Raw genomic sequence first — 26,836 nt, 5'->3', positions numbered from 1 at the left:
GCCCCGCCGCTACAGGTTCCGCCGCGCCGCCCGCAGCGTCGGCAGCCCGATCCCGGTCGCCTCGAAACCGCCATCCACCGCGATCACCTGGCCCGTTAGGTAGGAGGCGCGGTCGGAACAGAGGAAGAAGATGGCCTCGGCCAGTTCCTCCTCGAGCCCGTAGCGGTCGAGCGGAATGGTGTCGTGGTAGTCGCGCCGGATCTCGGGCGTGTGGACCGCCTTGGCCATGGCCGTGTCGACCGGCCCCGGCGCCACGGCGTTCACCCGGATGCCGAGCGCGCCCAATTCCACCGCCTGCTGCTTGGTCAGATGCGCGAGCCCCGCCTTGGACGTCCCGTAGGCGACGCGCAGCGTCGAGGCGCGCAGCCCCGAGATCGAGGTGATGTTGACCACGGCGCCGCCGCCCGTCTCGGCCATCAGTGGCGCCGCCGCCTGGGTCGCGAGGAAGGGCCCGGTCAGGTTCACGGCGAGCACGCGCGCCCAGTCCTCGGGCGTCGTCTCGAGCAGCGGCTTGAACACGGCGATGCCGGCATTGTTCACGAGCGCGTCGAGCCGCCCGAACTCCGCCCCCGTGCGACGGACCGCGCCCTGTACCGCCGCCGCGTCGGCGACGTCGGCGTGCAGCGCGAGCGTCGCCTCCGGCCGGGCAAGGCCGGCCATGGCCTGCTCCAGAAGCGCGGCGTCGATGTCGAGCAGCGCGACGCGCCAGTCCTCGGCCAGGAAGCGGCGCGCGGTGGCAAGCCCGATGCCGCGCCCGGCACCGGTGACGAGGGCGACCTTGGCGGCCATGCGGGGCTCTCCGGTTGCGACTGCGCCCCCGTTCCTACACCACCGCGCCGCCGCCGTGCAGGGCCGGCCGGCGCCCGGGGCGGCGACGGCGGACGGGCCGCGCGTGGACGCTGCCGCAGGGCTCGGCTACCTGAAGGGACCGGCGCACGGCCTGCGCGCCGCGAGGGAACGCCGGAACGCGCATGACCAGCACCACCATCGCCTCGATCCGCGGCCGCCGCGTCTGGGACAGCCGCGGCCGCCCGACCGTGGAAGCCGAGGTCCGGCTCGCGGGCGGCGCGCGCGGCATCGCCATCGCGCCCGCCGGCGCCAGCACCGGCAGCGGGGAGGCGCTCGACCGCCGGGATGGCGGCACCGCCTTCGGCGGCTACGACGTGAAGGGCGCCGTCGCCTCGGTGAACACGGAGATCGCCCCCGCCATCGCCGGCATGGACGCGGCCGACCAGGCGGGGATCGACGCGGCACTGATCGCGCTGGACGGGACGCCGAACAAGTCGCGGCTCGGCGCCAATGCGACGCTCGCGGTGTCGATGGCCGCGGCGCATGCCGCAGCGCATGCGAAGGGCATGCTGCTGTGGACATACCTCGGCGGCGAGAACGCGACCCTTCTTCCCCTGCCGCAGATCCAGATCCTGGGCGGCGGCGCCCATGCCGGGCGGCGCGTCGACATCCAGGACTTCCTGGTGATCTGCCCCGCCGCGACCAGTTTCGCCGAGGCCCTGGACTGGACCGCCGAGGTCTACCGCGCCGCCGGGTCGATCATGAAGGACCGCGGACTGCTGCAGGGCGTGGCCGACGAAGGCGGCTGGTGGCCGGCCTTCGACGCCAACGAGCAGGCGCTCGAGACGCTCGTGCAGGCCATCGAGCGCGCGGGCTTCAGGCCGGGATCGCAGGTCGCCATCGCGCTCGACGTCGCCGCGACCGACTTCGGCAAGGGCGGGCGCTACCGGCTCGGCCTCGAAGGCCGCGAGCTCGACACGGACGGCATGATCCGCATGCTGGCCGGCTGGATCGACGCCTACCCCATCGCCTCCATCGAGGACCCGCTGGCCGAGGACGACTGGGACGGCTTCGCCGCCTTCACGCAGGAAGTCGGGCGCCGCGTGCAGGTGGTGGGCGACGACTTCCTGGTGACCGACGCCGCGCGCGTGCGCCGCGCCGCCGCCGCGGGCGCCGCCAATACGGTTCTCATCAAGCCCAACCAGCGCGGCACGCTGACCGAGACCAAGGCCGCCTGGGACGCGGCGCGGGACGTCGGCTACGCCGGCATCGTCTCGGCGCGCTCGGGCGAGACGGAGGACGTGACCATCGTCCACCTGGCGCTCGGCTGGGGGGTGGGGCAACTCAAGGTGGGGTCCTTCGCGCGGTCGGAACGGATGGCGAAGTGGAACGAGGCGCTGCGCATCGAGGAAGCGCTCGGCAGCCGCGCGCGCTTCGCGGGCGGGGCGGTGCTGGGGCGGTCGCGGTGAGGGCGGGGGCGGCGCTGTCCCGGAGAGGGGCTTTGCCCCTCCCCGGACCCCACCCCACCAAAGGCCGAAAGGCCTTTGGAAACCCTCAGATTCGCGGATTGCGGGCATGGCGTGCCCCCGATGCCGGATGCGCCAATGACGCCCGTCCCCGATCAGGTATCGATGTCCAGAGACCCTTCGGCCTCTGGCGGGGAGGTCCGGAGGGGCAGCGCCCCTCCGGTGACCGCCCGTGAAGGTCCTGCTCCACTACGCCGCCGGACCCGGCCTCGCCGCACGGCTGAACGCCCTGCCCGACCTGTCGCTGGACATCGTGCCCGACGCGGACGAGGCCGGCTTCGCCGCCGCCCTGCCGCAGGCCGAGGTGATCTGGCACGTGCTGCGTCCGCTCTCGGCCGAGGACATCGCGCAGGCGCCGCGGCTCCGGCTGATCCAGAAGATCGGCGTCGGCGTGAACACCATCGACCTCGATGCGGCGCGGGCGCGCGACATCGCCGTGTGCAACCTGCCGGGCACCAATGCGCGTGCGGTTGCGGAGCTGACCCTGCTGCTGATGCTGGGCGCGCTGCGCCGCGTCGCGCATTTCGATGCCGAGACGCGCGCGGGCCGCGGCTGGGCGCAGCCGCCCGGACTGCAGGACAGCCTGTTCGAACTGGGCGGGCGGACGGTCGGGCTGGTCGGCTACGGCGCCATCCCGGCCCTGCTCGCGCCCGTGCTGGCAGCGCTCGGCTGCCGGCTGCTCTACACCGCCCGCGCACCGAAGGAGGCAGCGGCTGGCCAGTACCGCGACCTCGACGCGCTGCTGGCCGAGAGCGACGTCGTCTCGCTCCACATTCCCGAGACGCCCGCGACGCGCGGGCTGATCGACGCCGGCGCCATCGCGCGCATGAAGCCCGGCGCGGTGCTGGTGAACACGGCGCGCGGCGGGCTGGTCGACCAGGCGGCGCTGGTCGCCGCACTTCGCTCGGGGCACCTGGCGGCAGCCGGGCTCGATGTCTTCGCCGCCGAGCCGGTCGATCCGGCAGATCCGCTGCTCGGCCTGCCGAACGTGGTCGTGACGCCGCACGTGGCCTGGCTCACGACCGGCACCTTCAACCGCTCCTTCCGCCTGGCCGCCGAGAATGTCCGGCGCCTCGCGGCGGGCGAGCCGTTGCTGCACCGCGTCGCGTGACGACGCCGCGCGCCGAGGCCGAGCCGCCGGCGGCGCCCGCCCCGCTGGCAGAGATCATTCGCCTCGCGACGCCGACAGTGCTCGTCACCTTCGTCCAGGCCATCGCGCAGACCGCCGAGGCCGCGCTGATCGGGCGCCTCGGCACCGAGGCGCTGGCCGGCTACGCGCTGGTGCTGCCGCTGCTGATGCTGATGCAGATGACCTCCGGCGGCGCGATGGGCGGCGGCGTCACCTCGGCGGTCGCGCGCGCCATCGGCGCGGGCCGGATGGAGGAAGCGGCGGCGCTGATCAAGCACGCGGTGCTGATCGCGGTCGGCATGGGCGCGCTGACCACGGTGCTGGCGCTCGGCCTCGGCCCCGCGCTGTTCCGCGCCGTGGGGGGCGCGGGCGCGATCTTCGACCATGCGCTCTCCTACGCCTCGATCGTGTTCGGCGGCGCGGTGCTGGTGTGGGTGTCGAACATCCTGGGCGCGGCGCTGCGCGGCGCCGGGCGGATGCGCCTGCCGGCGCGGGTCATGACGGCCGCCTGGGTGATCGAGGCGCCGCTGTCCGGCCTGTTCATGCTGGGCTTCGGCTGGGGATTGGCGGGCGCGGCGGCGGCCTACCTCATCGCCTTCGGCCTGGCGGCGGCGACCATGGCGGCCATCATCCTGCGCGGCGGCGCCGGGTTCCGCCCGCGCCTCGACGCGCCGCTCCGCGCGGACTACTTCCGCCGCATCCTGGCGGTCGGCGCGGTCGCGACCGTGATGGCGACCATCGCCAACCTGACCGTGGTGCTGATGACGGCGCTGGTGGCGCGGCACGGCACGGCGGCCATCGCGGCCTATGGCGTCGGCGTGCGGCTGGAATTCCTGATGATCCCGCTCGGCTTCGGGATCGGCGTGGCGCTGACCTCGCTGGTCGGGCGGCGGGTCGGCGCGGGGGACTGGGCGGGGGCGCGGGCGACCGCCTGGCGCGGGGGGCTGCTCGCGGCCGGCCTGTGCGGGGTCATCGGCATCGCCGCGGCGGTGTTTCCGCATCCGCTCGCCTGGCTGTTCGCCGCCGACCCCGAGGTGCAGGCGGCGCTGGTGGTGTTCCTGCGCTGGGTCGGGCCGTCCTTCGGGCCCTTCGGGCTCGGCATGGCGCTCTATTTCGCGTGCCAGGGGGCGGGGCGGATGCGCTGGCCCTTCGCGGGGTCGGTCGCGCGGCTCGGCTTCGCGGTGGGCGGCGGGTGGCTGCTCGCGACCTTCACCGGGGCCGGGCTCGCGGGCGCCTTCGCGGCCATCGGCGCCGGCCTCGCGGCCTATGGGGTGCTGATCGCCGCCTCGGTGCGGCGGGGGGTGTGGCGGTAGGGCAGCGCGCTCATCGGGCGTTTACCCGGACGGGCCAGGATGCGGGATCGCATGACCGAGATCCGCACCGACCTCCTCGAACGCTTCGGCACGCAGGCCTACCAGCCCGCGACCTTCCTCGACCGCGGCGTCACGGTACCCTTCACCACCCCCTTCCTGCTCGGCGCGCGCATCCGGCCGACGGATACGCGCGCGGGGCTCGAGGTGGTGATCACGAACCCCTCCGGCGGGCGGGGCTTCTACATCGTGCCATGGCCGGCGCTGACCGAGGTCTGCTCGCCTACCCTGCACGACCGGCGGCTCTGGCAGCGGCTCTCGGACCAGACCGGCATCACCCCCGCCCTGGTGCGGGAGACGGCGCATGCCGTCGCGGCCGAGGGCCTGGCCGGCCGCGACGCCGCCGGCGCCGCGTCCCAGGCGCGGGGGGAGGAGGCGGCCGGGCGGATGCGCGCCAACTTCATGCTGCTGCTCGACCTCATTCGCCGCAGCGAGACGCCCGAGGAAGCCGCGACCGCGCCGCAGGCCGACAGCCCGGCCAACGTCGAGCGTCGCGCCCGGCGCGCCGTCGGGCGCATCGCGCCGCGCATCGGCGTGACGCCCGAGATCATCGCCGCCTGGCTCGAATCGCTGGCCGGCGCCTTCTGCGGCGTCGGCGTGCCTGGCGACCCCGTGCAGTCGCGCACGCGGCGGATGGCGCGCGACCTCGTCGCCCTGGTCGAGCAGGTCGATCTCTGGGTGGCGCAGAGCCCCGACCCGCACGAGCAGCACGCCGCGACGATGGTCACCGAAGCCGCGCGGCTCACGATGCGATGCGCCGAGGTCGCCTTCCGGGACCTCGATTCCCTGCTGTCCGACACGCCGACGCTGCTGCGCGCCTGGCGGGAGGATTCCACCGGCATCGGCCGCCGCGCCACCCGCCCGGACTGGCTGCTCGACGGCTGGCAGGTGATCGTCGAATTGTGGCGCGACGCGGCGCCCGAGATGCGCCATGGCGCGCTGTGGGAGATGGCCTTTCTCGCCCCGGTCATGCCGCGCGAGGTCGAGGAATGGCTCGGCGTCGAGGAGGACTGGGACCGCCCGACGCGGCTGCGGCGCCTGGTGCGCGCGAAGGAGGACTGGCGCAGCGGCCGGATGCTCGACCTTGTCGCGCGGAACGAGCGCCTGCGGGCGCGCATCGCATGACGGCGGCGCCGGCGCCGGGCGCCGCGTTGCCCTCGGAGCAGCGGCGCCTCACGCACGCCGTGGCCGCCGCGTCGGATGCCGCGCTCGGCCGGATCGTCGCGGTCTTCGACCGCATGCCCGACCGGCGGGTGGCGGACCGGCTGCTCGATGCCGCGCGCCCGCGGCTGCGGCGCCTGCGCCCGCCGCGGCCGATCGGGCTCGGGCGGCTGCTCTTCCTGCCGCTCGACGGCGTCATCGTCGACCCGGGCGCGTGGAAGCGCGCCGACGGGTCGATCCCGCGCAGCGCCCTTGCGCCGCTGACCGAGGCGATGCGCGCCGCGATCGGCGACGAGGCGACCGCCATCGAGGCCGCGTTCGCCGGGGCGACCTTCGCCGATCTCGGCGTGGTGGGGACGGCCGGCGGCAGGCTCTGGCGCGCCGCGGCGGCCGCGACGCCCGGCATGCCGGCGCGATGGGCGGAAACCGGACTCTCGGCTGCGGATTTCAGCCATTGCACGGCGCTGGCCGCGGGCGTCTGGCGCCATGCGGCGTCGCTCTGGGCGGCGCTCGCCGCGGCGCGGGAGGGACCACCGGAAAGCCTGGTGCGCGAGGCGATCGGCGCCGCCGCCGGCGAAGCGCCGATGGTGGCCGAGGCGATGCTCGCCACCCTCCTGCTGAAGGCGTCGCAGCCGGGCAGCGTCGCCGCCGCGGCCGCGGCCACGCGCTCCCTTCCCGCCGGCGTGGCGGACCGCGTGCTCGACCGCTGGATCGATCACTGCCGGCCGGACCTGCCCGACAACGACCCGGAGGGCGCAGCCCACCAGGCCGAGGAATTCGCGAAGGCGCTCGACGACCTGGAAGCGGCGCCCGCGGCGCGGCGGCCGGAGCGCCGGCAGCGCATCCTGGCGCTGCGCCGGCAGGCCGACGAGGCGTGTCGCGCCGCCTTCGCCGCCACGGCCGCGACGATGCTGGCCGAGCCCCTGGCGCAGCGCGGCGGCGCGATCGACGACGCTGGGATGGGCGCCATGGAAGGGGCGGCCCGGTCACTCAAGCGGCTGGAGCAGGCCGGCCGGCGCCTGGGCGGCGGCACCGCCTATGACGGCGCCGTCCGCCGCCTCGCCGACGGCTTCGCCGGGTTGCGCGCAGCCCCGGGGTCGAACCTTGCGGACCTCGCCCGGCTGACCGAGATCCTGGCCGGGCCCGAGGCTGCGCTCCGGTTGCTCGACTGCGGCTGAGGCCGCGCGGCGCGCCGGGTCAGAACCTGAAGTTCAGGCTCACCCCCGGCGACGGCGCGTAATAGACCGGCGGCGGCGGCACGTAATAGGCCGGCGGCGGCGCGTAATAGACCGGCGGCGGTCGCCAGGCGCGCGGCGGCGGGGGTGGCGGCGCATAGTAGTACCGGGGCGGCGGCCCCCAGCCGTAGCCGTAATAGGCGCCCGGCCCGTAGCCGCCCCGGCGCCAGCGCCCGCGCCCGCCCTCGCCGCCTTCGCCGACCGGCAGCAGCGCCGATTGCCGCGTCTCGGGCACCGCGAGGAAGGGGCTGGCGCCGGCACGCGCCAGCGTGACCCCAGAACCCCCATCGGCGCCGTCCGAGGCGCCGGGCACGAGGCCCGCCAGGGGCGGCACCGGCGCGGCCACCGCCACGGCCAGCGTGACATGCGCCACGCCGAGCAGGACGGCACTGATCGTCATGGGTCGCATCGCAGTCTCCTTCCCCCGAGTCGGGGCTCTCGTGTGCGATATTTCGGCAGAATGCCATGGCAAGCGCGTGGCGGCGCCGCCGTCGCGCGAACACGTTCTCGGGAGAAGGGGATCGGATGGATCGTCCCGCACCGCCGCTCGGCGTCGTCTCGGCCATGCCCGGGGTGGTCTGGCCAGCCCTGCCGGGCGGCCCGGGCGCGGCGCTGCTCGGCATCCTGTTCCAGCTCGGCCAGACCGAATGGTGGCCGCGGGCGCGAATCGAGCATGCCCAGCGGCGCCAGCTCGCGGCGCTCCTGGCGCATGCGCGCGCCGAGGTGCCCTTCTATCGCGACCGCCTGCCGCCCGCCCTGCCCGACCCGTCCGACGGCCCCGCCTGGGAGGACGCCTGGCGCGCCATCCCGGTGCTGACGCGCGCCGAGATCCAGGCCGCGGATGCGGACGAGGCCATGCTCGCCGCCGCGCTGCCGCCCGGCCATGGCGAGTATCGCGAGATCTTCACCTCCGGCTCCGCGGGCCGGCCGGTGCGCGCGGTGCGCAGCCAGCTCTGGGAACTCGTCTGGAGCGCCTTCACGCTGCGCGACCACCTGTGGCACCGGCGCGACCTCACCGGCACGATGGCCGTGATCCGCGAAAGCGGCGCCGGCAAGGCCGCCTGGCCGGAGGGTGACGCGCAGCAGGGCTGGGGCTTCTCGAGCGCCGGGCTGTTCGAGACCGGGCGGCTGGTCAGCCTCAACGTCACGACGCCGGTCGACCGGCAGGCGGAATGGCTGGCGCGGCAGGACCCGGACTACCTGCTCTCGCATCCTTCGATCCTCGCGCGCCTCGCCGTGGCGACGCGGGAGGCGGGGCTTCGCCTGCCGCGGCTCCGCCAGGTCATCGCCATCGCCGAGACGCTCCGCCCGGAGCACCGCGCCGCGATCGAGGCCGCCTGGGGTGTGAAGGTGGTCGATGTCTACAGCACGCGGGAGGCCGGCTACCTCGCGCTGCAATGCCCCGACCATCCACACTACCATGTGCAGTCCGAGGGGCTGCGCGTCGAGGTGGTGGACGAGGCCGGGCGCCCCTGCGCGCCGGGGCAGACCGGGCGCGTGCTGGTCACGCCGCTGCACAACCTGGCGATGCCGCTGATCCGCTACGACATCGGCGACGCGGCGGAGGTCGGCCCGCCCTGCCCCTGCGGACGCGGCCTGCCGGTGCTCACGCGCATCCTCGGCCGGCGGCAGAACATGCTGCGCCTGCCGGGCGGCGGGCGGCGCTGGCCGCTGCTGTCGTCGGGCGACATCGCGGGGCTTGTCGCGGCGGCGCCGGCGCTCCGGCAGTACCGCATCGTGCAGAAGGGGCTCGACCACCTGCATGTGATGCTGGCACTCGCGCGGCCGGCGACGGCGGCGGAGGAAGCGGCCGTCGCTGCCTGGGCGCGGGCGAAGTTCGGCGCGGGCTTCCGCGTGACGGTCGAAGGGTTCGACGAATTGCCGCGCAGCGCGGCGGGAAAGTCGGAGGACTTCGTCTGCGAGGTGCCGGACGGGTCCTGACCGGCGGGGTTCCGCCCGCGCCGCGCCCGGTCCATCATCGGGTTCTCATCCTTGATCGGGACAAGTGACCATGGCGCTGCGCTGCGACCTCATCATCCGCGATGCGACGATCTTCGATGGCACGGGCGGGCCGCGCCGTCGTGGCGATGTCGGCGTCAGCGGCGACCGCATCGTCGCGGTGGGCGACCTCGGCGGCGCCAGCGCGGATCGCGAGGTGATGGCCAATGGACGCGCGCTGGCGCCGGGCTTCATCGACGCCCACACGCATGACGACCGCGCGGTGATGTGCGGGCCGGAGTGCATGACTTGCAAGATCAGCCAGGGTGTCACGACCGTGGTGGTCGGCAATTGTGGCGTCAGCCTTTCCCCCGCGCGGTTCTCGAAGCGCCCGCCGCCGCCGCTCGACCTGATCGGGGCGGATGGCTGGTGGCGCTTCGACAGCTTCGGCGACTACGCGCACGAATTGAAGAAGCGCGGCTCCGAGGTGAACACCTTCGCGCTCGTCGGCCACCAGACCATGCGCGTGGAGGCGATGGATGGCGACGTCATGCGCCCGGCCCGCGATTCCGAGATCGAGCACATGCGCCTGCGGGTGAAGAACTCGCTGGCCGAGGGTGCCTCGGGCTTCTCCACCGGCCTGTACTACCCGCCCAACATGCACGCGACGACGGAGGAGGTGATCGCGGTGGCCGAGCCGCTGCGCGCCTTCGGCGGCATCTACGTGACGCACATGCGCGACGAGGCCGACCGCGTGCTGGCGTCCATCGAGGAGACGGCCAAGATCGGCAAGCGCGTGGGCGTGCCGGTCTGGGTCAGCCACCACAAGTGCTCGATGCCCGAGAACTACGGACGATCGACCCAGACCCTGCCGCTGATCGACGCGATCAACCAGACGCAGGACATGTTCTTCGACATGTATCCCTACCCGGCGGGATCGACCGTGCTGATGCCCGACAGGCTGCGCGACGACGTGAAGGTGATGATCACCTGGTCGATCCCGCATCCCGAGATGGCGGGGAAGTACCTGTCCGACATCGCGCGCGGCTGGAACACTGACATCCGCGCCGCCGCCCAGCGCCTGCTGCCCGCCGGCCAGGTCACCTGGCAGATGGACGAGGAGGATGTGCGCCGCATCATGGCGCACCCGTCCTCCGTCATCGGGTCCGACGGCATCCCCCACGACGCGCATCCGCATCCGCGGCTGTGGGGCACCTTCCCGCGCGTGCTGGGGTTGTATGCGCGCGAGCTGCGCCTGTTCAGCCTGGAGACCGCCATCCACAAGATGACCGGCCGCACCGCGAACCTGTTCGGCATGGTGGACCGCGGCGAGATCCGCGAAGGCGCCTATGCCGACCTGGTGCTGTTCGACGCGGACACGGTGATCGACCGCGCGACCTTCGAGGACCCGAAGCAGGTCAGCGCCGGCATCGAGGAAGTCTGGGCCAACGGGGTGCCGACCTACGTGACCGGCAAGGGCGCGACGGGGGAGAAGCCGGGGCGGCTGGTGACGCGCAATCGGGTGTGAAGGACCGGGGGCGCCGCCCCCGCCCCCCGCCGGGGAGGCAGCGCCTCCCCGGACCCCTGGCGTCGGATGATTTGCGGGATCGCCGCGGGCTCGACCGGGCTTCGGTTCGGTCGGTTCGCCACCCCCACCGGCAGTCGCGCGGGGCTGGCCTTCACTCCGGCACGCCGGCCGCGCGCAGATCCCCCCAGTAGGCGTCGCGGAAGCCGCGGTCGCGCCAGACGTCGTGCATGCGGCCGACCCGTGTATTCGGCTCGGCGCGCAGATACGCCTGCACCGCCTCGCGCGCCTCCGTCTCGCGGCCGAGACGCCAGAGTGCCACGATCAGCGCTCGGCGGGCTGTGCCGGCGAGAGGCATCTGGCCTTCGCGCAAACTGTCTTCGGCGCAGCGCAGCGCCGCCGGCAGGTCGCCCAGCATCAGATGGCCGAACGCCTCGCCCGCACGCATGAGCCCGATCTCCGGGTCGCGCGGGCTGAGCCGCGCGGCGCGGCGGAAGAGCGGGATCGCGCCGGCCGCATCGGCGACGTAGTTGCGTACCCAGCCGGCACTGTTCGCAGCCTGCGCAGAGTTCGGATTGAGCGCCAGCGCGCGCGCGGTCGCTGCAAGCCCGGCCTCGTAGTCGCGACCCAGATGGGCGATGGCATGGCCGGCGCGCAGCAGCGTCGCAGGATCATCGCCCGCGCCGGCCAGCGCCTCGCGCGCCAGCGCGACCCCTCGCGCGGCATCGCCCGGCTCTGACCACTGACGCGACGCGCGCGCGGCATAGCATATGGCGGCCATTCCCTTGGCGAGCGCGAAGTCAGGATCGGCCTCGACGGCGCGACGAAGCAGGTCGAGTGCCGCGTCGTTCTCCCTCTTCCCCGGCCCGTCGTAATGGTGCGGCAGCGCCCGCAGATAGAGGTCATAGGCCGCGAGGCTGCCGGTCGGCTTGGCTGTGGCGCGGCGGATCTCCGCCGCCCGCAGGCTCGGCTCCAGCGCGCCGGCCACCGCTTCCGTCACCCGGTCCTGCAGTTCGAAGATGTCGTCGAGCGCCGCGTCGAACCGCTCCGACCAGAGCTGCCGCCCGGTCTCGGCCTCGGCGAGCTGGCAGGCGATGCGCACGCGCCCCCCGGCCTTGCGCACGCTGCCTTCCAGCACGTAGCGCACGCCAAGCTCGCGCCCCACCTGGCGCACATCCATCGCACGGCCCTTGTAGGTGAAGGCGGAGTTGCGCGCGATCACGAAGAACCAGCGGATGCGTCCCAGCGCCGAGGTGATCTCCTCCACCATGCCGTCGGCGAAGTAGTCCTGCTCGGGGTCGCCCGACATGTTGGCAAACGGCAGCACGACAAGGGACGGGCGGTCCTCCGGCGGGGTGAGCGGCTCGGCGACCGGCGGCGCGGCCGGCGCCGCATTGACCACGGCATCGAGCATGTAGCCGCGGCGCGGGATCGATCGCAGCACGCGCCCGTCCTCGTCGCCGATGGCCCGCCGTGCATCCCGCACCGCCTGGAACAGGCTGTCCTCGGTGACGGTCACGCCGGGCCACACCGCATCGAGCAACGCGTCCTTGGAGACTGTCCGCCCGGCCTCGCGCGCCAGGGTGCGCAGCAGGTCGAAGGGCTTGGGCGCCAGCGGCACCTCGGCGCCGGCCGCGTTGCGCAGGCTGCCGCGGCCGAGGTCGAGCGTGACGCCGGCGAAGTGCAGCACCTCCTCCTCGGCCTTCTCCGCCATGCGTCCCGCCATCCGTTCAGAACTCGGGGGATCATACACAAAGCATCGGCGGAAGGTCAGGCGCCGCTCAGGACGCGCGGCGGCGGTGCGGGCGATGGTTCGGCCACGCCCGGCGCGGTGCCGGGTCGCGGACAACGGAGGCGACGATGAGCGCGACGGACTTCTCCCCGATCCTGGTCCCTGCGGCACCGGCGTGCCGCGACTGGCGCGGGCGGATCGCGGGCTGGCTGGCGACGCTGCGGCAGCGCAGGGCGGAGGTCGACCTGCCGGCCTGCCTGAGCCCGCATATGGCCCGCGACCAAGGGCTCCCCCCCGGCCCGTCATACGACGACCGCATCTGGGGGGTGGGTGGGCTGCTCTCGCGCTGACCCGCCGCATCGGCGGGGCGCCAGCCCCAAATGCCAAAGAAGGTTGTGGGGGGTCCGGGGGGAGAAGTTCCCTTCTCCCCCCCCCCTTCAAGGCCTTCCGGAACCCGGCCGGCGCGTCATGGCGCGAAGGTCGACCGGAGCGCGACCGCCCAGCGCCCCGCCGCCTGCGTGACCACCCAGAGCGAGCGATAGCGCCCGGTCACCGCGCCCGCCGCGTCGCGCCGCGCGAACTGCACGTCGAGATGCACCTTGGAGGCGGTCGCCGCGACCGGGCGGCGGAACTCCCACGCGCTCGCGGCCCAGCCAGCGCCAGCGCGGGCCAGGAAGTCCGAAAGGTAGGTCGCCGGCGCGTCCCACACCTTCATCCCCGTGGGCGAGAGGCGATAATGCGGAAAATGCAGCGTCGCCGTGATCGCTTCGGCGTCGCGCGCGTTCAGCGCCGCGATGTGCGCGTCGAGCACCGCCATCGCCGCCGCGACCGCTTCGGGCTGCAGCGCGGGATCGGCGTCATCAGTCGAGGACACGGAAGATCGCCTCGATCTCGACCGGAATGCGGTTCGGCAGGCTCGCGAACCCGACCGCCGAGCGTGCATGCCGCCCGTTCTCGCCCAGCACCGCCACGAACAGGTCGGAACAGCCGTTGATGACCTTCGGATGGTCCTCGAAATCCGGGTCGGCATTGACCATGCCGAGCACCTTCACGGCCTTGAGCCGCGCGAGCCCGCCCGCGCCCTCCGCCGCCGCCGCCAGCAGGCCGAGGCCGACCGCGCGCGCCTCGGCATAGGCCTCCTCCACGCTCATCTCGGACGGCACCTTGCCGCGCACCTTGGCGCCATCCGCCCGCCGCGGCCCCTGGCCGGAGGTGTAGAGGAAGCCCCCCTCCACCCGGTAGGGCACATAGGTGCCGAGCGGCTTCGGCACCGGCGGCAGCGTCAGGCCAAGCGCCGCCAGGCGCTGTTCGGGGGTCTGGTCGGGCATGGCGTCCTCCTGCGATGGCGCCGCCATGCGACACGCGCAGCGCCGTCCCGGCAAGAGCACGCTGCCATGTCAGTCATTCTGACCTAATATCGCCGCATGGACACCCTGCTGCCCCTGCTCGGCTTCGCCATCGCCGCCTCGGTCACGCCGGGGCCGAACACGCTGATGGTCACCGCGGCGGCGGCCAATCACGGCGTGCGCGCGACGCTGCCACACATGCTCGGCATCACGCTCGGCTTCGCGGCCATGCTGCTGATCGTGGGCCTTGGCCTCGCCGCCCCCTTCGCCGCCTGGCCGGCGCTGCACGCGGCGCTGAAATGGGTGGGCGGCGCCTGGCTGCTGGTCATCGCCTGGAGGATCGCCCGTGCCGGCGCGCCCGGCGAGGGGCCGGCGCGGCCGCCGCTCGGCTTCCTGGGCGCGGCGCTGTTCCAGTGGGTCAATCCGAAGGCCTGGATGATCGCGCTGGCCGCCATCCCGGCCTTCACGACGCCCGAGGGCGACACGCTGGCCGAGACGCTGCTGATCAGCGCCACCTTCGCCGCGGTCTGCCTGCCCTGCACGGCGCTCTGGGCGGGGCTCGGCGCAGGCGCACGGCGACTGCTCGGCACGCCGTCGCGGCTGCGCGCCTTCAACCTCGCGATGGCGGTGCTGATGGTCGCCTCCCTGCTGCCCGCCTTCCTCTGATGCCGGGCGGAGCCCTCCGGGTTCCTTGGCTTTCGCCGGACTGCCGGCGGGCCGCATCGCGGCCCAGGCCCTTCGGGCGGCATTTCGGAACTCCGTCGGCGTGGCATGGCGGCCCGGCCGGCGCGCTGCCAAGCGCTTCACGCCGCGTGACCCGGCGCGCTGGACCCCGGGTCCCCGGCTTCCTACCCTCCCGCCCCCGATCCTGGAGGAGACCGCCATGCGCCGCCTGAGCCTCGCCTTCCTGCTGATGGCCTCGACCGCGCTCGCGACCGAATTGCCGGTGCGCAGCGTGACGCTCTCCTCCGCCGGCCTCGCGCAGATCGAACGCGCGGGCGAGGTCGAGCCCGAGGGCAACGTCGTCTTCCGCGCGCCGATCGACGACGTGGACGACCTGCTGCGCAGCCTGATCGTGGTGGACACGGCCGGCACGGTCGTCGGCCTGCGGCTGCCGGCGCGCGACCTGGCGGGCGAAGCCTTCCGCGGCCTGCCGCTCCGCCCCGAGGATTTCGACAGCCGCGTCAGGCTGCTCGGCGCGCTGCGCGGCCAGGAGGCCGAGGCGGGCGGCACACGCGGGCGCATCGCCGATGCCGCCGAGGCGGCCACGGGCCTGCGCCTCTCGCTCGTGACCGAACGCGGCCTCATCACCGTGCTGCTGCGGGAAGGCGACGAGGTGAAGCTGGTCGACGAGGGTCTCGCCGCCCGCGTCGCCCGCGCCGCCGAGGCGCTGGCCGCCGCGCGCAGCGAGGACGAGCGCCGCATCGAGATCCGGCTGCGCGCCGACCGCGCGCGCCAGGTGGCGGTGCTCTACGTCGCCGGCGCGCCGCTGTGGAAGCCGTCCTACCGGCTGCTGGTGCCGCCGATGGGCGCCGCGGGCGGCACCGCGCAGGCGCGGCTGCAAGGCTGGGCGGTGGTCGAGAACGCGTCGGGCAGCGACTGGGACCGCGTGCGACTCGCGCTCGTCTCGGGCGAAGCCGCGGCCTTCCGGCAGCGGATCTACGACCCGATCACGGTGGCCCGGCCGGAACTGCCGGTGCGGATCGCCGGCGCGGTGCATGTGCGCCCCGACACCGGCGGGCGCCCGCCGCCGCCGCCCGCGCCGGTGATGGCACCCATGCCCGCCCCGGCGGCCGAGATGTCGGCCGCGCCGCAGATGGCGCGCGGCGTCGGCGCCACGCGCGACCGGCTGGTGGGCGGCATCGCCGGCGCCGCCGCGCCGGCCGCCGCGGCGCAGGCCGAGGCTTCCGCCGGGCGCGTCGCCTTCGTGCTGGCAGAGCCCGTGACCATCCGCAGCGGCGAGACGGCGAACGTGCCCTTCCTCGATGTCCGGCTGCCGGCCGAGCGCATCTGGTGGATCCAGGACCTCGCCGCCCGCCATCCGCTGCAGGCCGCGCGGATCCGCAACGCCTCGGCGCATACGCTGCCGGACGGCCTCGCCACCGTCTATGGCGGGGAGGGTGCCGAGGCGGGCGTCTTCCTGGGCGATGCCGAGATGCGCGCCATGCCGGCCGGCGACGGCCGCATCCTCGCCTTCGCCCGCGACCGGGACGTGCAGTACACCAGCGCCTCCAGCAGCACGGACCGAATCGCGGGCATCGGCCAGCGGCGCGGCTACGTCACGCTCGAGGTGCTGCGCACGGAGGAGACGGCGCTCGCGGTCGAGCCGCGCGGCGCGCGCGGGATGCTCGTGATCGACCTGCCGCGACGCAGCGGTGCCACGCCGAAATTCGAGGTCGTGTCCGAGGGCGATTTCGGCCTGCGCCACGAGGTGACGCTCGACGGCACGGCGCAGACCATCCGCCTGCCCTTCGAGCGCACGATGCGCCAGGAGATTCCGCTGTGGGACGCGGGCCTCGGGGAGCCCATCCTGCTGCGCTGGCGCGAATTCGACGCCGAGCAGAACCTCCGCCGCCTGCCGGGCGGGCCCGGCACGCTGGAGCGCCTCCGCGACATCCTGGCGCGGGCGCCGGCCGATGTGCCGGGGCGCGCCGACCTCGCGGCGGTGGTCGAGGCGATGGGCGAGTTGCGCACGCTGCTCGACGCGGCGCGGCTGCGCCAGCGCACCTGGCGGACGGCCGAAAACGCGCTCGACCGCGCCCGCCAGGCGGCCGAGGACCGCACCGGGTCGGAATTGCAGGAGGCCCGCCGGCGACTGAACGCCGCGAGCCGCGAGGCGGAACAGGCCGGCGCGGCGGCCGACCAGGCCTGGGAAGCGTGGCAGCGCGCGGTGGTGGCGCTGCTGCAGCGGGGCTCGTAGGGCGGCCGGGCCAGGGCCGGCGCCGCCCGGTGGGCGGTCAGCCGGCCGTGGCACCCCGCGCCCGCCGCGCGCGCGACCGCAGCCAGAAATGTCGCGCGACGAAGCCCGTCAGCGCGAAGGCGGCGATGCCGCAGATCGTCCAGAACAGCCGCTCGACGCCGAGCCAGGCGCCGAGGAACCAGCCGGCCGCCACGAAGGACCCGGCCCAGACGCCGGCCGCGATGAAGTTCAGCACCGCGAAGCGCGCCCAGTTGTAGCCGGCCAGCCCGCAGACCACCGAGGCGACGTTGCGGATGCCATAGAGGAAGCGGAACGACAGGATGAACAGCGTGCCGTAGCGCTCGAGCAGCGCGTGCGCCTTCTCGACCCGCGGGCGGGACTTCGGGAAGCGGCGCAGCACCTGCGGCCCGTAGCGACGCCCGAGGTAGAACCAGGTCTGGTCGCCGAGGTAGGACCCGAGCCAGACCGAGAGCATCAAGATCCAGGGATCAACGAGGCCGACCGTCGCGCCGATCGCGGCGGCGGCCAGGACGAAGGTCTCCCCTTCGAAGAAAGCCCAGAGGGCCGCACCCACATAGGCAAGCGCGCCCCATTCCGCCCAGATTTCAGCCAAGCCCCTCGTGCCCCCGCGTCCCAGGCATCACACTGCCCGGTCCGGGCCGTCCGGGGAAATGGAAAGGTGACGGGCGGGCCTTCAACCGCCGCGCCGCCCAGGGCCCGGCGCGTCCGCAGGGGCAAGGCAGGCCCGGCCGGGCCTCACCGTGCCGGCCATGGCCCTTCCAGCGCGGCCCGCGTCTCGGCAACGCCTTCGGCCCAGATGCGCGCCATCGCCTCGTCCGGCATCTGCCAGGGGCCGCCATAGCTGCCGTCGCCGAGGATCTCTCGCACCTGCGCGGGTGCGCTCGCCTTCAGCAGCGTGCCGTCCACCGGCGGCTTGCGGCCCGCGGGCGCGGGAGCGTGCGGCAGGCGCGTCCAGGGGAAGTTCTCCATCCAGTTGCCGTGGCTGCCGGACGGGTCGACCGCCATTGCCGCGGCCCAGGTCCGGGGCGCGTTGTACCAGTTGTGGAACCTGATCGAGAGCCGCGGGTCCTCCGCCATCAGGTCATGCGCCAGCGCGCCGACCGGCGCATTCCCGCCATGGCCGTTGACGATCAGGATCCGCCGGAAGCCCGACCGCGCCACCGAGGCGACGACGTCCCGCGCCACGGCCAGCAGCGTCTCGACGCGAAGGCTGACGCTGCCCGGGAAGGCCGCGAAATAGGGCGCGAGCCCGAAGGGCATGGCCGGGTAGACCGGCACGCCGAGCGGCTCGGCGGCTTCCACCGCCACCCGCTCGGCCAGGATCGCGTCGACCGAGAGCGAAAGGCCCGCATGCTGCTCCGTGCTGCCGAAGGGCAGCACGCAGCGATCGTCGCGACGAAGATACGCCTCGATGTCGGACCAGTTGCTCTCAGCGACGCGCACGGCGCTCAGCGCGCCGCCGGCGTCACGTCCCAGGCGTAGGTTTCCTCGTCCGCGCGGCCGGCCTGCATGCTGGCGCGGTCGCGGCGCAGCGCCCAGGCCGAGCCCACCGAGGCCAGCGGCAGCGCCACGCGTTCGCGGTTGAACAGCGCGGCCGTCTGCATCAGCAGGTCGCGCCGCTTCGCCTCGTCGAGCTCGAACTCGGCGGCCTGGATCAGGCGGTCCATCTCGGGGTTCGAGTAGCCGTGCCAGTTGAAGGCGCCGAGCCGACGCTCGCGGTCGTTGGTATGCGCGTTCGAGGAATAGTAGTAGCTCGCCTCCCCCGTCAGCGTGCCCCAGCCAGCCATGATGTTGGAGAGTTCGCCGCGCGAGCGCGCCGGGAAGATCACCGCCGCCGGCTGGCCCGCCGCCTGCACCTCGATGCCGATGCGCGCCAGCATCTGCGCCATGGCGGTGCCGACGCCGCGGTCGCCCGGCAGGCGGTCCTGCGTGAAGTTCAGCACCATGCGGAAGCCGTTCGGGAAGCCGGCCTCGGCCAGAAGCTGGCGCGCGCGCGGCAGGTTCGGCGTCGTGATGGGCAGATTCGGGTTCCAGCCGAAGATGTTCGGCGTGACCATCTGGCCCTGCGGCGTGCCCATGCCCTCCATCGCAATCTCGGCCAGCACGCGCCGGTCGAGCGCGAGGTCGATCGCCTCCCGCACGCGCGGGTCGCGATAGGGGTTCGCGGCGAGGCGCGAGCCGTCCCGCGCCGTCACCTGCGGCGTCTGCTCGCGGAAATCGAAGGAAAAGTTGAAGACATAGACCGTGCTCGCCTTGACCACCTGCAGGTTGCGGTCGCGCTCGAGCGTCGCGACGTCGGCGGCCGGCACGCGCACGATCATGTCGAGCTGCCCGGTGCGCAGCTGCGCCACGCGCGCGGCATCGTTCGGCACTTCGCGGCGCACGGTGCGCGCCCAGGCCGGGCGGCCGGACCAGTGGCCGTCGAAGCGGTCCATCGTGATGTGTTCCCGCGGCGTCCAGGAGACGAAGCGGTAGGGGCCGGTGCCGATCGCGGCGCGGCCGGAATTGAACGCCTCGTTGGAATTCTCGGGCGTCAGGCCGGCGGTCGCGCGGGCCGAGGTGACGAACAGGCGGATGAAGTCGTTCGGCAGCGTCGGCGACGGCCCGGCCGTGACGATGTGGATCGTGTGCGGGTCGATGATCCGCACCTCCTGCACCCGGCGGACGTAGATTCGCGTCGGATTGGGGCCGGAGAGCGTCTGCATCCTGACGATCGACGCCGCGACGTCCTCGGCCGTCATGTCCGAGCCGTCGTGGAACTTGACGCCGCGGCGCAGCCGGAATTCCCAGGTGGTCGGGTTCACCACGCGCCAGGATTCCGCGATCCCGGGCTGGATCTCGAGCTGCGGGCCGAGATGCGTCAGCGTGTCGAAGATGTGCTTCAGCGCCTCGGAATGCGTGCCGGTGGCGGTGAAGTGCGGGTCGATGCTCTCGGGCCCCGCGCGCACGCCCATGGTCAGCGTCTGCGCCGGCGCGAGCGCCGGGATCATCGCCGCCGCGCCCGCGAGCAGCGCGATGCGGAAACGGGCAAGTCTGGTCATCGTTCGGCCCCCTTGTTGCGGCGGGGATGCTAGAGCAGCGTCCGGCCGAGTGGAACCGCCTCGCGGTTCCGCCGACCGGACAGGCGCTGCTCCGGGTCGAAAAACACCTGGAGCAATATCCGACCGGATGATTCCCTCCGGTCGGATATTGCTCCAGGGACGGCTTGCGGCCCGTGTCCATGCCCAACACACTGGGCGGATGCTCGGCTACGTCATCCAGCGGCTCCTGCAGTCCGTCCTCGTCATGCTGGCGATGTCGGCGCTGGTCTTCGCCGGCGTCTACGCCATCGGCAACCCGATCGACGTGCTGATCTCCCCGGACGCGACGCAGGACATCCGGGAGGACGCGATCCGCCGCTACGGGCTCGACCTGCCGCTCTGGCGACAATACGTGGCCTTCCTCGGCCGGCTGCTGTCGGGCGATTTCGGGCAGTCCTTCGTCTTCGGCATGCCGGTCATCGACCTGATCCTGTCGCGCCTGCCGGCCACGCTGGAACTGGCGCTGGCGGCGGTGCTGATCGGCACCATCGCGGGCGTGCCGCTCGGCATCTATGCCGGCTACCGGCCGGACAGCCCGCTCTCGCGTGGGATCATGGCTGTCTCGGTGCTGGGCTTCTCGGTGCCGACCTTCTGGGTCGGGCTGATCCTGATCCTGACCTTCGCCGTGAACCTCGACTGGCTGCCCGCCGGCAACCGCGGCCCGACGGTCGAGGTGCTGGGCATCGGCTGGTCCTTCCTGACGCTCGAGGGCCTGTCCTTCCTCGCGCTGCCGGCGCTCAACCTCAGCCTGTTCAAGCTGGCGATGATGATCCGCCTGTCGCGCGCCGGCACGCGGGAGGTGATGCTGACCGACACGGTGAAGTTCGCCCGCGCCGCCGGGCTGTCGGATGCGACCATCCTGCGCCGGCACGTGCTGCGGCTGATCTCGATCCCGATCGTCACGGTGTTCGGGCTGGAACTCGCCTCCACCCTCGCCTTCGCCGTTGTGACCGAGACCATCTTCTCCTGGCCCGGGGTCGGCAAGCTGATCATTGATTCCATCACGACGCTCGACCGGCCGGTGATGGTCGCCTACCTGGTCCTGGTGGCCTTCCTGTTCGTGACCATCAACCTGGTGGTCGACCTCTCCTACGCGCTGCTCGACCCCCGGCTGCGGCGCGGCGGCGCCTCGGCATGAGGGCCTTCTGGCGCGAATACGCCGAGAACCGCGTGGCGCTGGCCGCGCTCGCGGTCGTCGTGCTGATCGTGGGCGCGGCGCTGCTGGCGCCCTGGGTCGCGCCGCAGGATCCCTACGACCTCGCCAATCTCGACCTGATGGACGCGCGCCGGCCGCCGGGCTTCGTGGGCTCCAGCGGCTATGCGCACCTGCTGGGGACGGACGCGCAGGGGCGCGACCTGCTCTCGGCCATCCTGTACGGGTTGCGCATCTCGCTGCAGATGGGGCTGGCCGCCGGCACAGTGGCGCTGACCGTCGGCGCGCTGCTCGGCATCGTGGCCGCCCAGGCCGGCGGCTGGGTCGAAACCGCCATCATGCGCGTGGTGGACCTGCAGCTGTCCTTCCCCGCCATCCTGCTGGCGCTCGTGCTGGTCGCGGTGCTGGGCCAGGGCAAGACGCAGCTCGTGATCGCGCTGGTCGCCGCGCAATACGCGTATTTCGCGCGCACCGCCTATGGCGCGGCCAGCGCCGAGCGTCGCAAGGACTATGTCGAGGCCGCGGCGGCGACGCCGCTCTCCACGCTGCACATCGTGCTGCGCCACGTGCTGCCCAACGTGCTGCCGCCGCTGATCGTGGTGGCAACGGTGCAGGTCGCGAACGCGATCTCGCTCGAAGCCACGCTCTCCTTCCTCGGCCTCGGCCTGCCGCCGACCGAGCCCTCCCTCGGCATGCTGATCGCCAACGGCTTCCAGTACATGATGAGCGGGCGGACCTGGATCTCGGTCTATCCCGGCATCGCGCTGATCGTGCTGATCGTCGCGATCAACCTGGTCGGCGACCAGCTGCGCGACCAGACGAACCCCCGGTTGCGCCGATGACCGCGCCGCTGCTCGAAGTGACCGACCTGCGCACGCATTTCTTCACGCGCGCGGGCGTCGCCAAGGCCGTGGACGGCGTCTCCTTTTCCCTTGCCCCGGGAGAGATCCTGGGCCTGGTCGGCGAAAGTGGATCGGGCAAGACCGTGACCGGCTTCTCCCTGCTCGGCCTGGTCGATCCGCCGGGGCGCATCGCCGGCGGCTCCATCCGCTTCGACGGGCGCGAACTGGTCGGCCTGCCGGCCGAGGAAATGCGCGCCCTGCGCGGACAGCGCATCGCCATGGTCTTCCAGGACCCGCAGGCCACGCTGAACCCCGTGCTGACCATCGGCACGCAGATGACGCTCGCGCTGCAGGCGCATGGCCGCGTCTCCGGCCGCGCGGCGGCCGAGCGCGCCGGCGCCATGCTGACCCGCGTCGGCATCCCCGAGGCCGCGAGCCGCCTGTCCAACTACCCGCATGAATTCTCGGGCGGCATGCGCCAGCGCGTCGCCATCGCCATGGCGCTGCTGAACGGGCCGGACCTGATCGTGGCGGACGAGCCGACGACGGCGCTCGACGTCTCGATCCAGGCGCAGATCCTGGCCGAGATGAAGACGCTGGCGAAGGAAAGCGGCACCGCGCTGGTCTGGATCAGCCACGACCTCGCGACCGTCTCCTCCCTCGCGGACCGCGTGCTGGTGATGTATGCCGGACGCATCGTCGAAAGCGGGCCGGTCGGCGAGGTGCTGCGCGCGCCGCTGCATCCCTACACGCGCGGGCTGCTCGACAGCCTGCCCGCCATGGCCGAACCCGGCCAGAGGCTGCGCCAGATCCAGGGCGCGGCGCCCTCGCTGCTCGCGCTGCCGCCGGGCTGCCCCTTCGCGCCGCGCTGCGCGCGTGCCAGCGACATCTGCGCCACGCCGCCGCCGGCGGTCGAGCGCGCCGGCCGGCTCGCGCTCTGCCACCATCCGCTGGACGCGGCGGCATGACCGACCTGGTGGAGGCCGCCGGCCTGACGCGCCGCTTCGACCCGCGGCTGTCCATCGGCGACCGCATCGCCGCCCTGTTCGGCGCGCCGGTGGAAACCCGCCCGGTGCGCGCCGTGACCGATGTCTCCTTTGCCATCCGCCAAGGGGAAACACTGGGCCTGGTGGGCGAATCCGGCTGCGGGAAATCGACGCTCGGGCGCATGGTGGCCGGCATCCTGCCGCCGACCTCGGGCGGCATCCGGCTGGACGGCGCGCCAGTGATGGAGCGCGGGCGCAAGACCACCACGCGCATCCAGACCGTCTTCCAGGACCCCTTCGCATCGCTCAACCCGCGCCGGCGGATCGGCGCGACCATCAGCGAGGGGCCGATCGCGCATGGCCTCATCACGCGCGTCGCGGCGCCCGCCTTCGTCGCCGACTGGCTCGCGCGCGTGGGCCTCGACCCGGCCGTCGCGCAGCGCTTTCCCCACCAGTTCTCGGGCGGGCAGCGCCAGCGGGTCGCGATCGCGCGCGCGCTGGCCATGCAGCCGGACATCCTGGTCTGCGACGAGCCGGTCGCGTCCCTCGACGTGTCGATCCAGGCGCAGATCCTGAACCTGTTCCTCGACCTGCGGCAGGCGCTCGGGCTGACATGCCTGTTCATCTCGCACGACCTGTCCGTGGTGCGGCATGTCTCGGACCGGGTCGCGATCATGTATCTCGGCCGCATCGTGGAGGTCGGGCCAGCGGCGGAGGTCTACGGCGCGCCGCGCCACCCCTACACGCAGGGGCTGCTCGACAGCGTGCCGAAGCTCAGGCTCGACGCGAACGCCGTGACCTTCCGGCCGATCGCGGGGGAGCTGCCCTCGCCGCTCTCCCCGCCCCCGGGCTGCGCCTTCCACCCGCGCTGCCCACGCGCGACGGAACTCTGCCGCCGCGAACGCCCTGCCCTGGCGCCGCGGCCGGGCGGCATCGAGGTCGCCTGCCACCATGCCTGAGGGGGGCTGTCAGGCCGTGCCGTTCCGCTATCCTGCCCCGCAACGAGGGATGGGAATGCAACCGTGACCGACAGCGCGCGCGAGGCGGACTACGTGATCCTGGGTGGCGGTTCCGCCGGCTGCGTCCTGGCGGCGCGACTGTCGGAGGACCCGAACGCGAAGGTCATCCTGCTCGAGGCCGGCCCCTGGGACCGCAACCCCTGGATCCACATCCCGATGGGTTTCGCGCGCCTGTACGTGACCAAGAAGTTCGACTGGAACTACCAGACGGAAGCCGAGCCGGAACTCGGCGGCCGCAGCGTCTATTGGCCACGCGGGCGGGTCATCGGCGGCTCGGGCAGCGTGAACGGTCTGGTCTTCCTGCGCGGCAGCCCGCGCGACTACGACCGCTGGTCGCAATCCGGCGCGCGCGGCTGGTCCTATGACGAATGCCTGCCCGCCTTCCGCAAGCTCGAGACCTTCGCCGGACCGGAGAGCGAATTCCGCGGCAAGGACGGCCCCGTGCAGGTGGGTGAGGTGCCCGAGCCCTCCCCCGGCTGCCAGGCCTTCGTCGAGGCCTGCGAGAAGCTCGGCTTCGCGCGCAACGCCGACAACAACGCCGCCTGGTTCGAAGGTGTGGCGCCGAACCAGCTCAACGTCCATCGCGGCTGGCGCTGGAGCCCGGCGACCGCCTACCTGAAGCCCGCCCTCGGCCGCGCCAACCTTGTGGTGCACACCGACCGCGTGGGCCAGCGGATCGTGATCGAGGACGGCCGCGCGACCGGCGTCGTGGTGCGCGGCCCTGACGGGGAGGAGACGTATCGCGCGCGGCGGGAGGTGATTCTCTGCGCCGGCGCCATCGAGAGCCCGAAGCTGCTGATGCTGTCGGGCATCGGCGACGGTGCCGCGCTGCAGGCCATGGGCATCCCCGTCGCGGTGAACGCGCCGGAGGTGGGCCGCAACCTGCAGGATCACTTCATGGTCCGCTTCGCCTTCCGCACGAAGCCCTGCGGCACGCTGAACGAGGTCATGGCGAACCCGGTCCGCGCCGCCGGGCTCGGCCTCGGCTGGCTGCTGCGGCGCAAGAACCAGATGGCGGTCGGCGCGTCCGAAGCCAGCCTGTTCGCGCGCGTGCTGCCGGGCTCGGAAGAGCCGGAGGTGCAGTTCCAGTACGTGAATTTCAGCCTCGGCGACCAGTCCTTCGGCGGCAGCGCGCTCGCGAAGCATCCGGGCTTCACCTTCAATTTCTGCGTCTGCCGGCCGGAAAGCCGGGGCGAGCTCACGCTGCGCGCGCCAAGCGCCGATGCGAAACCCGTGATCCGCGCGAACTACCTCACGGCGCAATCCGACATCCACATCATGCTGGAATCCGCCAGGCTCGGCCGGCGCATCGCCGCCACCGAGCCCTTCGCCGGCCTGGTCGAGCGCGAGGAATTTCCGGGGCCGGGCACGCAGTCGGACGACGACATGCTGGACTATATCCGGCGCAACGGATCGACCGTGTACCATCCCTGCGGCACCAACCGCATGGGCGCGGACGACCGCGCCGTGGTGGACCCGGAGCTTCGCGTGCGCGGCGTGCAGGGGCTGCGCGTTGCCGATGCCTCGGTGTTTCCGCTGGTGCCGTCGTCGAACATCCACCCGGCGGTGCTGATGCTGGCCGAACGGGCGGCGGAGATCATTCGTCGCGCGGCGTGAGGCCGGGGGGAGAAGGGAACTTCTCCCCCCGGACCCCCCTCAACCTTCTTTGCCATTTGGCGCCCCACCTTCCAGGACGGGCACCAGGTGCCAAAGAAGGGTGGGGGATCGGGGGCTCATACCCATCTATATCGAACAAACGTCGAGCGCGAACCATAGGGCAGTCTTCCGCGAAAGCGGGATCGGCCACAGGTTCAAATCGGGGACGCGCAACCGACGATCCCAATACGTGATGGTCTCGATCTGAGCGCGGCCCACGTCCCTGCCGGCACACGTCGGGGTCCCGGAGGCGGTAGGGGACACGCACCGGCGCACAGTCGGGCAACCCGGCTTCAGACCGTTCGCAGGAAGTGGCGCTGCATCGCTTTCTGATAGGCCTCGATGGCCATCGTCAGGTCCTGGGTCTCATGGAACAGTTCGCGAGGCGTGACCCCGGCTCCTCCCGCAAGTATAGCCGCCCGATAGGCGCTATGGAGCGGTCCGCCATGCTTCTCGAGCGACTCTGGATCCCGGGCACCGGCTCTGAGGCGGCGCAGCGCTAGGGCTTGGCGATCTCGTTGATCCTCGAGTCGGGAGATCCAATTGTCGATGATCCCGTGCCACTGTGCCGATGCGCCGGCCTGGAGCTTTCTCCAGAGTGCCAATTGGTCAGCCGAGATACTCAGGATGTTCTCGAGCCTAGTCACGGCCCGAACGCAGTATGCGCCGACGCTCTGACGAAGTGCGGCTGTCGGGCCTCGGCCAAGGATGGTCTGCTTTAGCCAGGTCGTCGCGGACCGGCCTCCGATGGAGCCGCCGACGGCGGCCGCGAGGGGAAGGATGATTGCCGGCCAGCCGGTAAGTCCTGTCGCCACAACCGCGCTCGCCGCCAGCGCCTTTCCCATGCCGGCACCTAGCGCTCGCCCCGTCGTGCCCATACCCGCCTCGGTGGCGGCACCTACCAGGTCGGTGTCGCCCTTGAACCAGGCGAAGGCGACTCGTGCCGCAGTCGACGCTGGCACATATAGACAGATCTCGAAATCAAGAATCTCGGCGGCGTCCGACAACGCCTGGTTGGTAGAAGCTCGGACTGCGTCCGAGGTTACTCCGGGGATGCCCATGACCCGCGGGTCGGTCGCGAAGTGGCCAGCGATATCCTCGTTCACAAGCACCGGGACGTCGGGGTTGCGTTCGAAATGGCGCCTGATGATCGCGAGCGAGGTTGTGCACTTCGCCTGAAACCATTCGCCGTTGATACGCAGATCAGCGGATGGATGGTTCGAGGTCGCGGGAAACTCGACCTCCGCGCCTTGGCGCTCGAAGAAGACACCTGCCATGCGCTCGAAGACTGAAGTTGAAGTTGACCCGGTTTCGTGGACACCCCGAGGCTTGAGACGGAGGTGTTCGAGATGCCGAGATTCAGAGTGCCCTACCCGCCGGAGTTCCGGCGGCAGATGGTGGAGTTGGT

General features: G+C 72.8%; 24 protein-coding genes. 15 read left to right on the top strand and 9 right to left on the bottom strand.

Going from position 1 to position 26,836, the window contains the following annotated elements:
- Window positions 1–9: 9 nt before the first annotated feature.
- Window positions 10–789 carry an SDR family NAD(P)-dependent oxidoreductase gene (locus E8M80_RS23700; protein WP_137128209.1) on the bottom strand — a complete coding sequence of 260 codons (780 nt, stop codon included), beginning with the start codon at window positions 787–789 and terminating at the stop codon, window positions 10–12.
- Between the two features lie 182 nt (window positions 790–971).
- Between E8M80_RS23700 and eno the strand changes: the two genes are divergently transcribed.
- The 5 genes from eno (at window position 972) to E8M80_RS23675 (ending at window position 7,153) form a co-directional block, all read left to right on the top strand.
- Window positions 972–2,258 carry a phosphopyruvate hydratase gene (gene eno / locus E8M80_RS23695; protein ID WP_137128208.1) on the top strand — a complete coding sequence of 429 codons (1,287 nt, stop codon included), beginning with the start codon at window positions 972–974 and terminating at the stop codon, window positions 2,256–2,258.
- 229 nt (window positions 2,259–2,487) lie between these two features.
- Window positions 2,488–3,426 (top strand): 2-hydroxyacid dehydrogenase, encoded by a 939-nt coding sequence (locus E8M80_RS23690; RefSeq protein ID WP_137128207.1) that lies wholly within the window; start codon window positions 2,488–2,490, stop codon window positions 3,424–3,426.
- Window positions 3,423–4,757, top strand: coding sequence for an MATE family efflux transporter (locus E8M80_RS23685; protein ID WP_240790196.1), 1,335 nt, complete (start codon window positions 3,423–3,425; stop codon window positions 4,755–4,757). Before E8M80_RS23690 ends, E8M80_RS23685 begins: the two co-directional genes overlap by 4 nt.
- Before the next feature lie 51 nt (window positions 4,758–4,808).
- Window positions 4,809–5,939 carry a hypothetical protein gene (locus tag E8M80_RS23680; RefSeq protein WP_137128206.1) on the top strand — a complete coding sequence of 377 codons (1,131 nt, stop codon included), beginning with the start codon at window positions 4,809–4,811 and terminating at the stop codon, window positions 5,937–5,939.
- On the top strand, window positions 5,936–7,153 hold the full coding sequence (locus tag E8M80_RS23675; RefSeq protein ID WP_137128205.1) for a hypothetical protein: 1,218 nt from the start codon (window positions 5,936–5,938) through the stop codon (window positions 7,151–7,153). The genes E8M80_RS23680 and E8M80_RS23675 overlap by 4 nt, the downstream gene beginning before the upstream one ends.
- A 19-nt stretch (window positions 7,154–7,172) precedes the next feature.
- Here the strand turns inward: E8M80_RS23675 and E8M80_RS23670 are convergent, their stop codons facing one another.
- Window positions 7,173–7,619 carry a hypothetical protein gene (locus tag E8M80_RS23670; RefSeq protein ID WP_170979604.1) on the bottom strand — a complete coding sequence of 149 codons (447 nt, stop codon included), beginning with the start codon at window positions 7,617–7,619 and terminating at the stop codon, window positions 7,173–7,175.
- Between the two features lie 116 nt (window positions 7,620–7,735).
- On the opposite strand from E8M80_RS23670, the gene E8M80_RS23665 reads away from it, so the two are divergent.
- The gene (locus E8M80_RS23665) at window positions 7,736–9,151 is read left to right on the top strand and encodes a phenylacetate--CoA ligase family protein (protein ID WP_170979607.1); all 1,416 of its coding nucleotides are present in this window, start codon (window positions 7,736–7,738) and stop codon (window positions 9,149–9,151) included.
- Between the two features lie 70 nt (window positions 9,152–9,221).
- Entirely contained in the window at window positions 9,222–10,676 is a 1,455-nt protein-coding gene (locus tag E8M80_RS23660) for an amidohydrolase family protein (protein ID WP_137128202.1), read from the top strand.
- 151 nt (window positions 10,677–10,827) lie between these two features.
- On the opposite strand, the gene E8M80_RS23655 is transcribed toward E8M80_RS23660, so the two are convergent.
- Window positions 10,828–12,387 (bottom strand): winged helix-turn-helix domain-containing protein, encoded by a 1,560-nt coding sequence (locus E8M80_RS23655; protein WP_170979606.1) that lies wholly within the window; start codon window positions 12,385–12,387, stop codon window positions 10,828–10,830.
- Window positions 12,388–12,533: 146 nt separating this feature from the next.
- On the opposite strand from E8M80_RS23655, the gene E8M80_RS26165 reads away from it, so the two are divergent.
- Window positions 12,534–12,755, top strand: coding sequence for a hypothetical protein (locus tag E8M80_RS26165; RefSeq protein WP_170979605.1), 222 nt, complete (start codon window positions 12,534–12,536; stop codon window positions 12,753–12,755).
- A gap of 116 nt (window positions 12,756–12,871) precedes the next feature.
- Here E8M80_RS26165 and E8M80_RS23650 read toward each other — a convergent pair whose 3' ends face one another.
- Entirely contained in the window at window positions 12,872–13,279 is a 408-nt protein-coding gene (locus E8M80_RS23650; protein WP_137128200.1) for a hypothetical protein, read from the bottom strand.
- Window positions 13,266–13,733: a RidA family protein gene (locus tag E8M80_RS23645; RefSeq protein ID WP_206035731.1), complete on the bottom strand. Its 468-nt coding sequence runs from the start codon at window positions 13,731–13,733 to the stop codon at window positions 13,266–13,268. Before E8M80_RS23645 ends, E8M80_RS23650 begins: the two co-directional genes overlap by 14 nt.
- A gap of 96 nt (window positions 13,734–13,829) precedes the next feature.
- Here E8M80_RS23645 and E8M80_RS23640 point away from each other — a divergent pair, with 96 nt between their 5' ends.
- Complete coding sequence (locus tag E8M80_RS23640) at window positions 13,830–14,417, top strand: LysE family translocator (protein WP_137128198.1); 588 nt, start codon at window positions 13,830–13,832, stop codon at window positions 14,415–14,417.
- A gap of 217 nt (window positions 14,418–14,634) precedes the next feature.
- Window positions 14,635–16,671, top strand: a complete 2,037-nt coding sequence (locus E8M80_RS23635) for a DUF4139 domain-containing protein (RefSeq protein ID WP_137128197.1) — start codon at window positions 14,635–14,637, stop codon at window positions 16,669–16,671.
- A gap of 37 nt (window positions 16,672–16,708) precedes the next feature.
- Here the strand turns inward: E8M80_RS23635 and E8M80_RS23630 are convergent, their stop codons facing one another.
- From E8M80_RS23630 to E8M80_RS23620, 3 genes are all read right to left on the bottom strand, one after another.
- Window positions 16,709–17,284, bottom strand: coding sequence for a DedA family protein (locus E8M80_RS23630; protein ID WP_137128196.1), 576 nt, complete (start codon window positions 17,282–17,284; stop codon window positions 16,709–16,711).
- Between the two features lie 143 nt (window positions 17,285–17,427).
- Window positions 17,428–18,135, bottom strand: coding sequence for a creatininase family protein (locus E8M80_RS23625; protein WP_137128195.1), 708 nt, complete (start codon window positions 18,133–18,135; stop codon window positions 17,428–17,430).
- 5 nt (window positions 18,136–18,140) lie between these two features.
- Window positions 18,141–19,733, bottom strand: a complete 1,593-nt coding sequence (locus E8M80_RS23620; protein WP_137128194.1) for an ABC transporter substrate-binding protein — start codon at window positions 19,731–19,733, stop codon at window positions 18,141–18,143.
- 199 nt (window positions 19,734–19,932) lie between these two features.
- Between E8M80_RS23620 and E8M80_RS23615 the strand changes: the two genes are divergently transcribed.
- From E8M80_RS23615 to E8M80_RS23595, 5 genes are all read left to right on the top strand, one after another.
- On the top strand, window positions 19,933–20,910 hold the full coding sequence (locus E8M80_RS23615) for an ABC transporter permease (protein ID WP_137128193.1): 978 nt from the start codon (window positions 19,933–19,935) through the stop codon (window positions 20,908–20,910).
- Entirely contained in the window at window positions 20,907–21,767 is an 861-nt protein-coding gene (locus E8M80_RS23610) for an ABC transporter permease (protein ID WP_137128192.1), read from the top strand. The genes E8M80_RS23615 and E8M80_RS23610 overlap by 4 nt, the downstream gene beginning before the upstream one ends.
- Complete coding sequence (locus tag E8M80_RS23605) at window positions 21,764–22,735, top strand: ABC transporter ATP-binding protein (RefSeq protein WP_137128191.1); 972 nt, start codon at window positions 21,764–21,766, stop codon at window positions 22,733–22,735. The genes E8M80_RS23610 and E8M80_RS23605 overlap by 4 nt, the downstream gene beginning before the upstream one ends.
- Window positions 22,732–23,712, top strand: coding sequence for an ABC transporter ATP-binding protein (locus E8M80_RS23600; RefSeq protein WP_137128190.1), 981 nt, complete (start codon window positions 22,732–22,734; stop codon window positions 23,710–23,712). The genes E8M80_RS23605 and E8M80_RS23600 overlap by 4 nt, the downstream gene beginning before the upstream one ends.
- Before the next feature lie 63 nt (window positions 23,713–23,775).
- Window positions 23,776–25,389 carry a GMC family oxidoreductase gene (locus E8M80_RS23595; RefSeq protein ID WP_137128189.1) on the top strand — a complete coding sequence of 538 codons (1,614 nt, stop codon included), beginning with the start codon at window positions 23,776–23,778 and terminating at the stop codon, window positions 25,387–25,389.
- A 332-nt stretch (window positions 25,390–25,721) separates the two neighbouring features.
- On the opposite strand, the gene E8M80_RS23590 is transcribed toward E8M80_RS23595, so the two are convergent.
- Window positions 25,722–26,705 (bottom strand): hypothetical protein, encoded by a 984-nt coding sequence (locus E8M80_RS23590; RefSeq protein WP_137128188.1) that lies wholly within the window; start codon window positions 26,703–26,705, stop codon window positions 25,722–25,724.
- Window positions 26,706–26,836: the final 131 nt, after the last annotated feature.

The organism is Roseomonas sp. HF4, from assembly GCF_005222755.1.
In the GTDB taxonomy this organism is placed as follows: Bacteria; Pseudomonadota; Alphaproteobacteria; order Acetobacterales; family Acetobacteraceae; genus Neoroseomonas.
The sequence above is the reverse complement of the archived record's forward strand: the minus strand, read 5'-3'. Positions and strand labels throughout refer to the sequence as shown.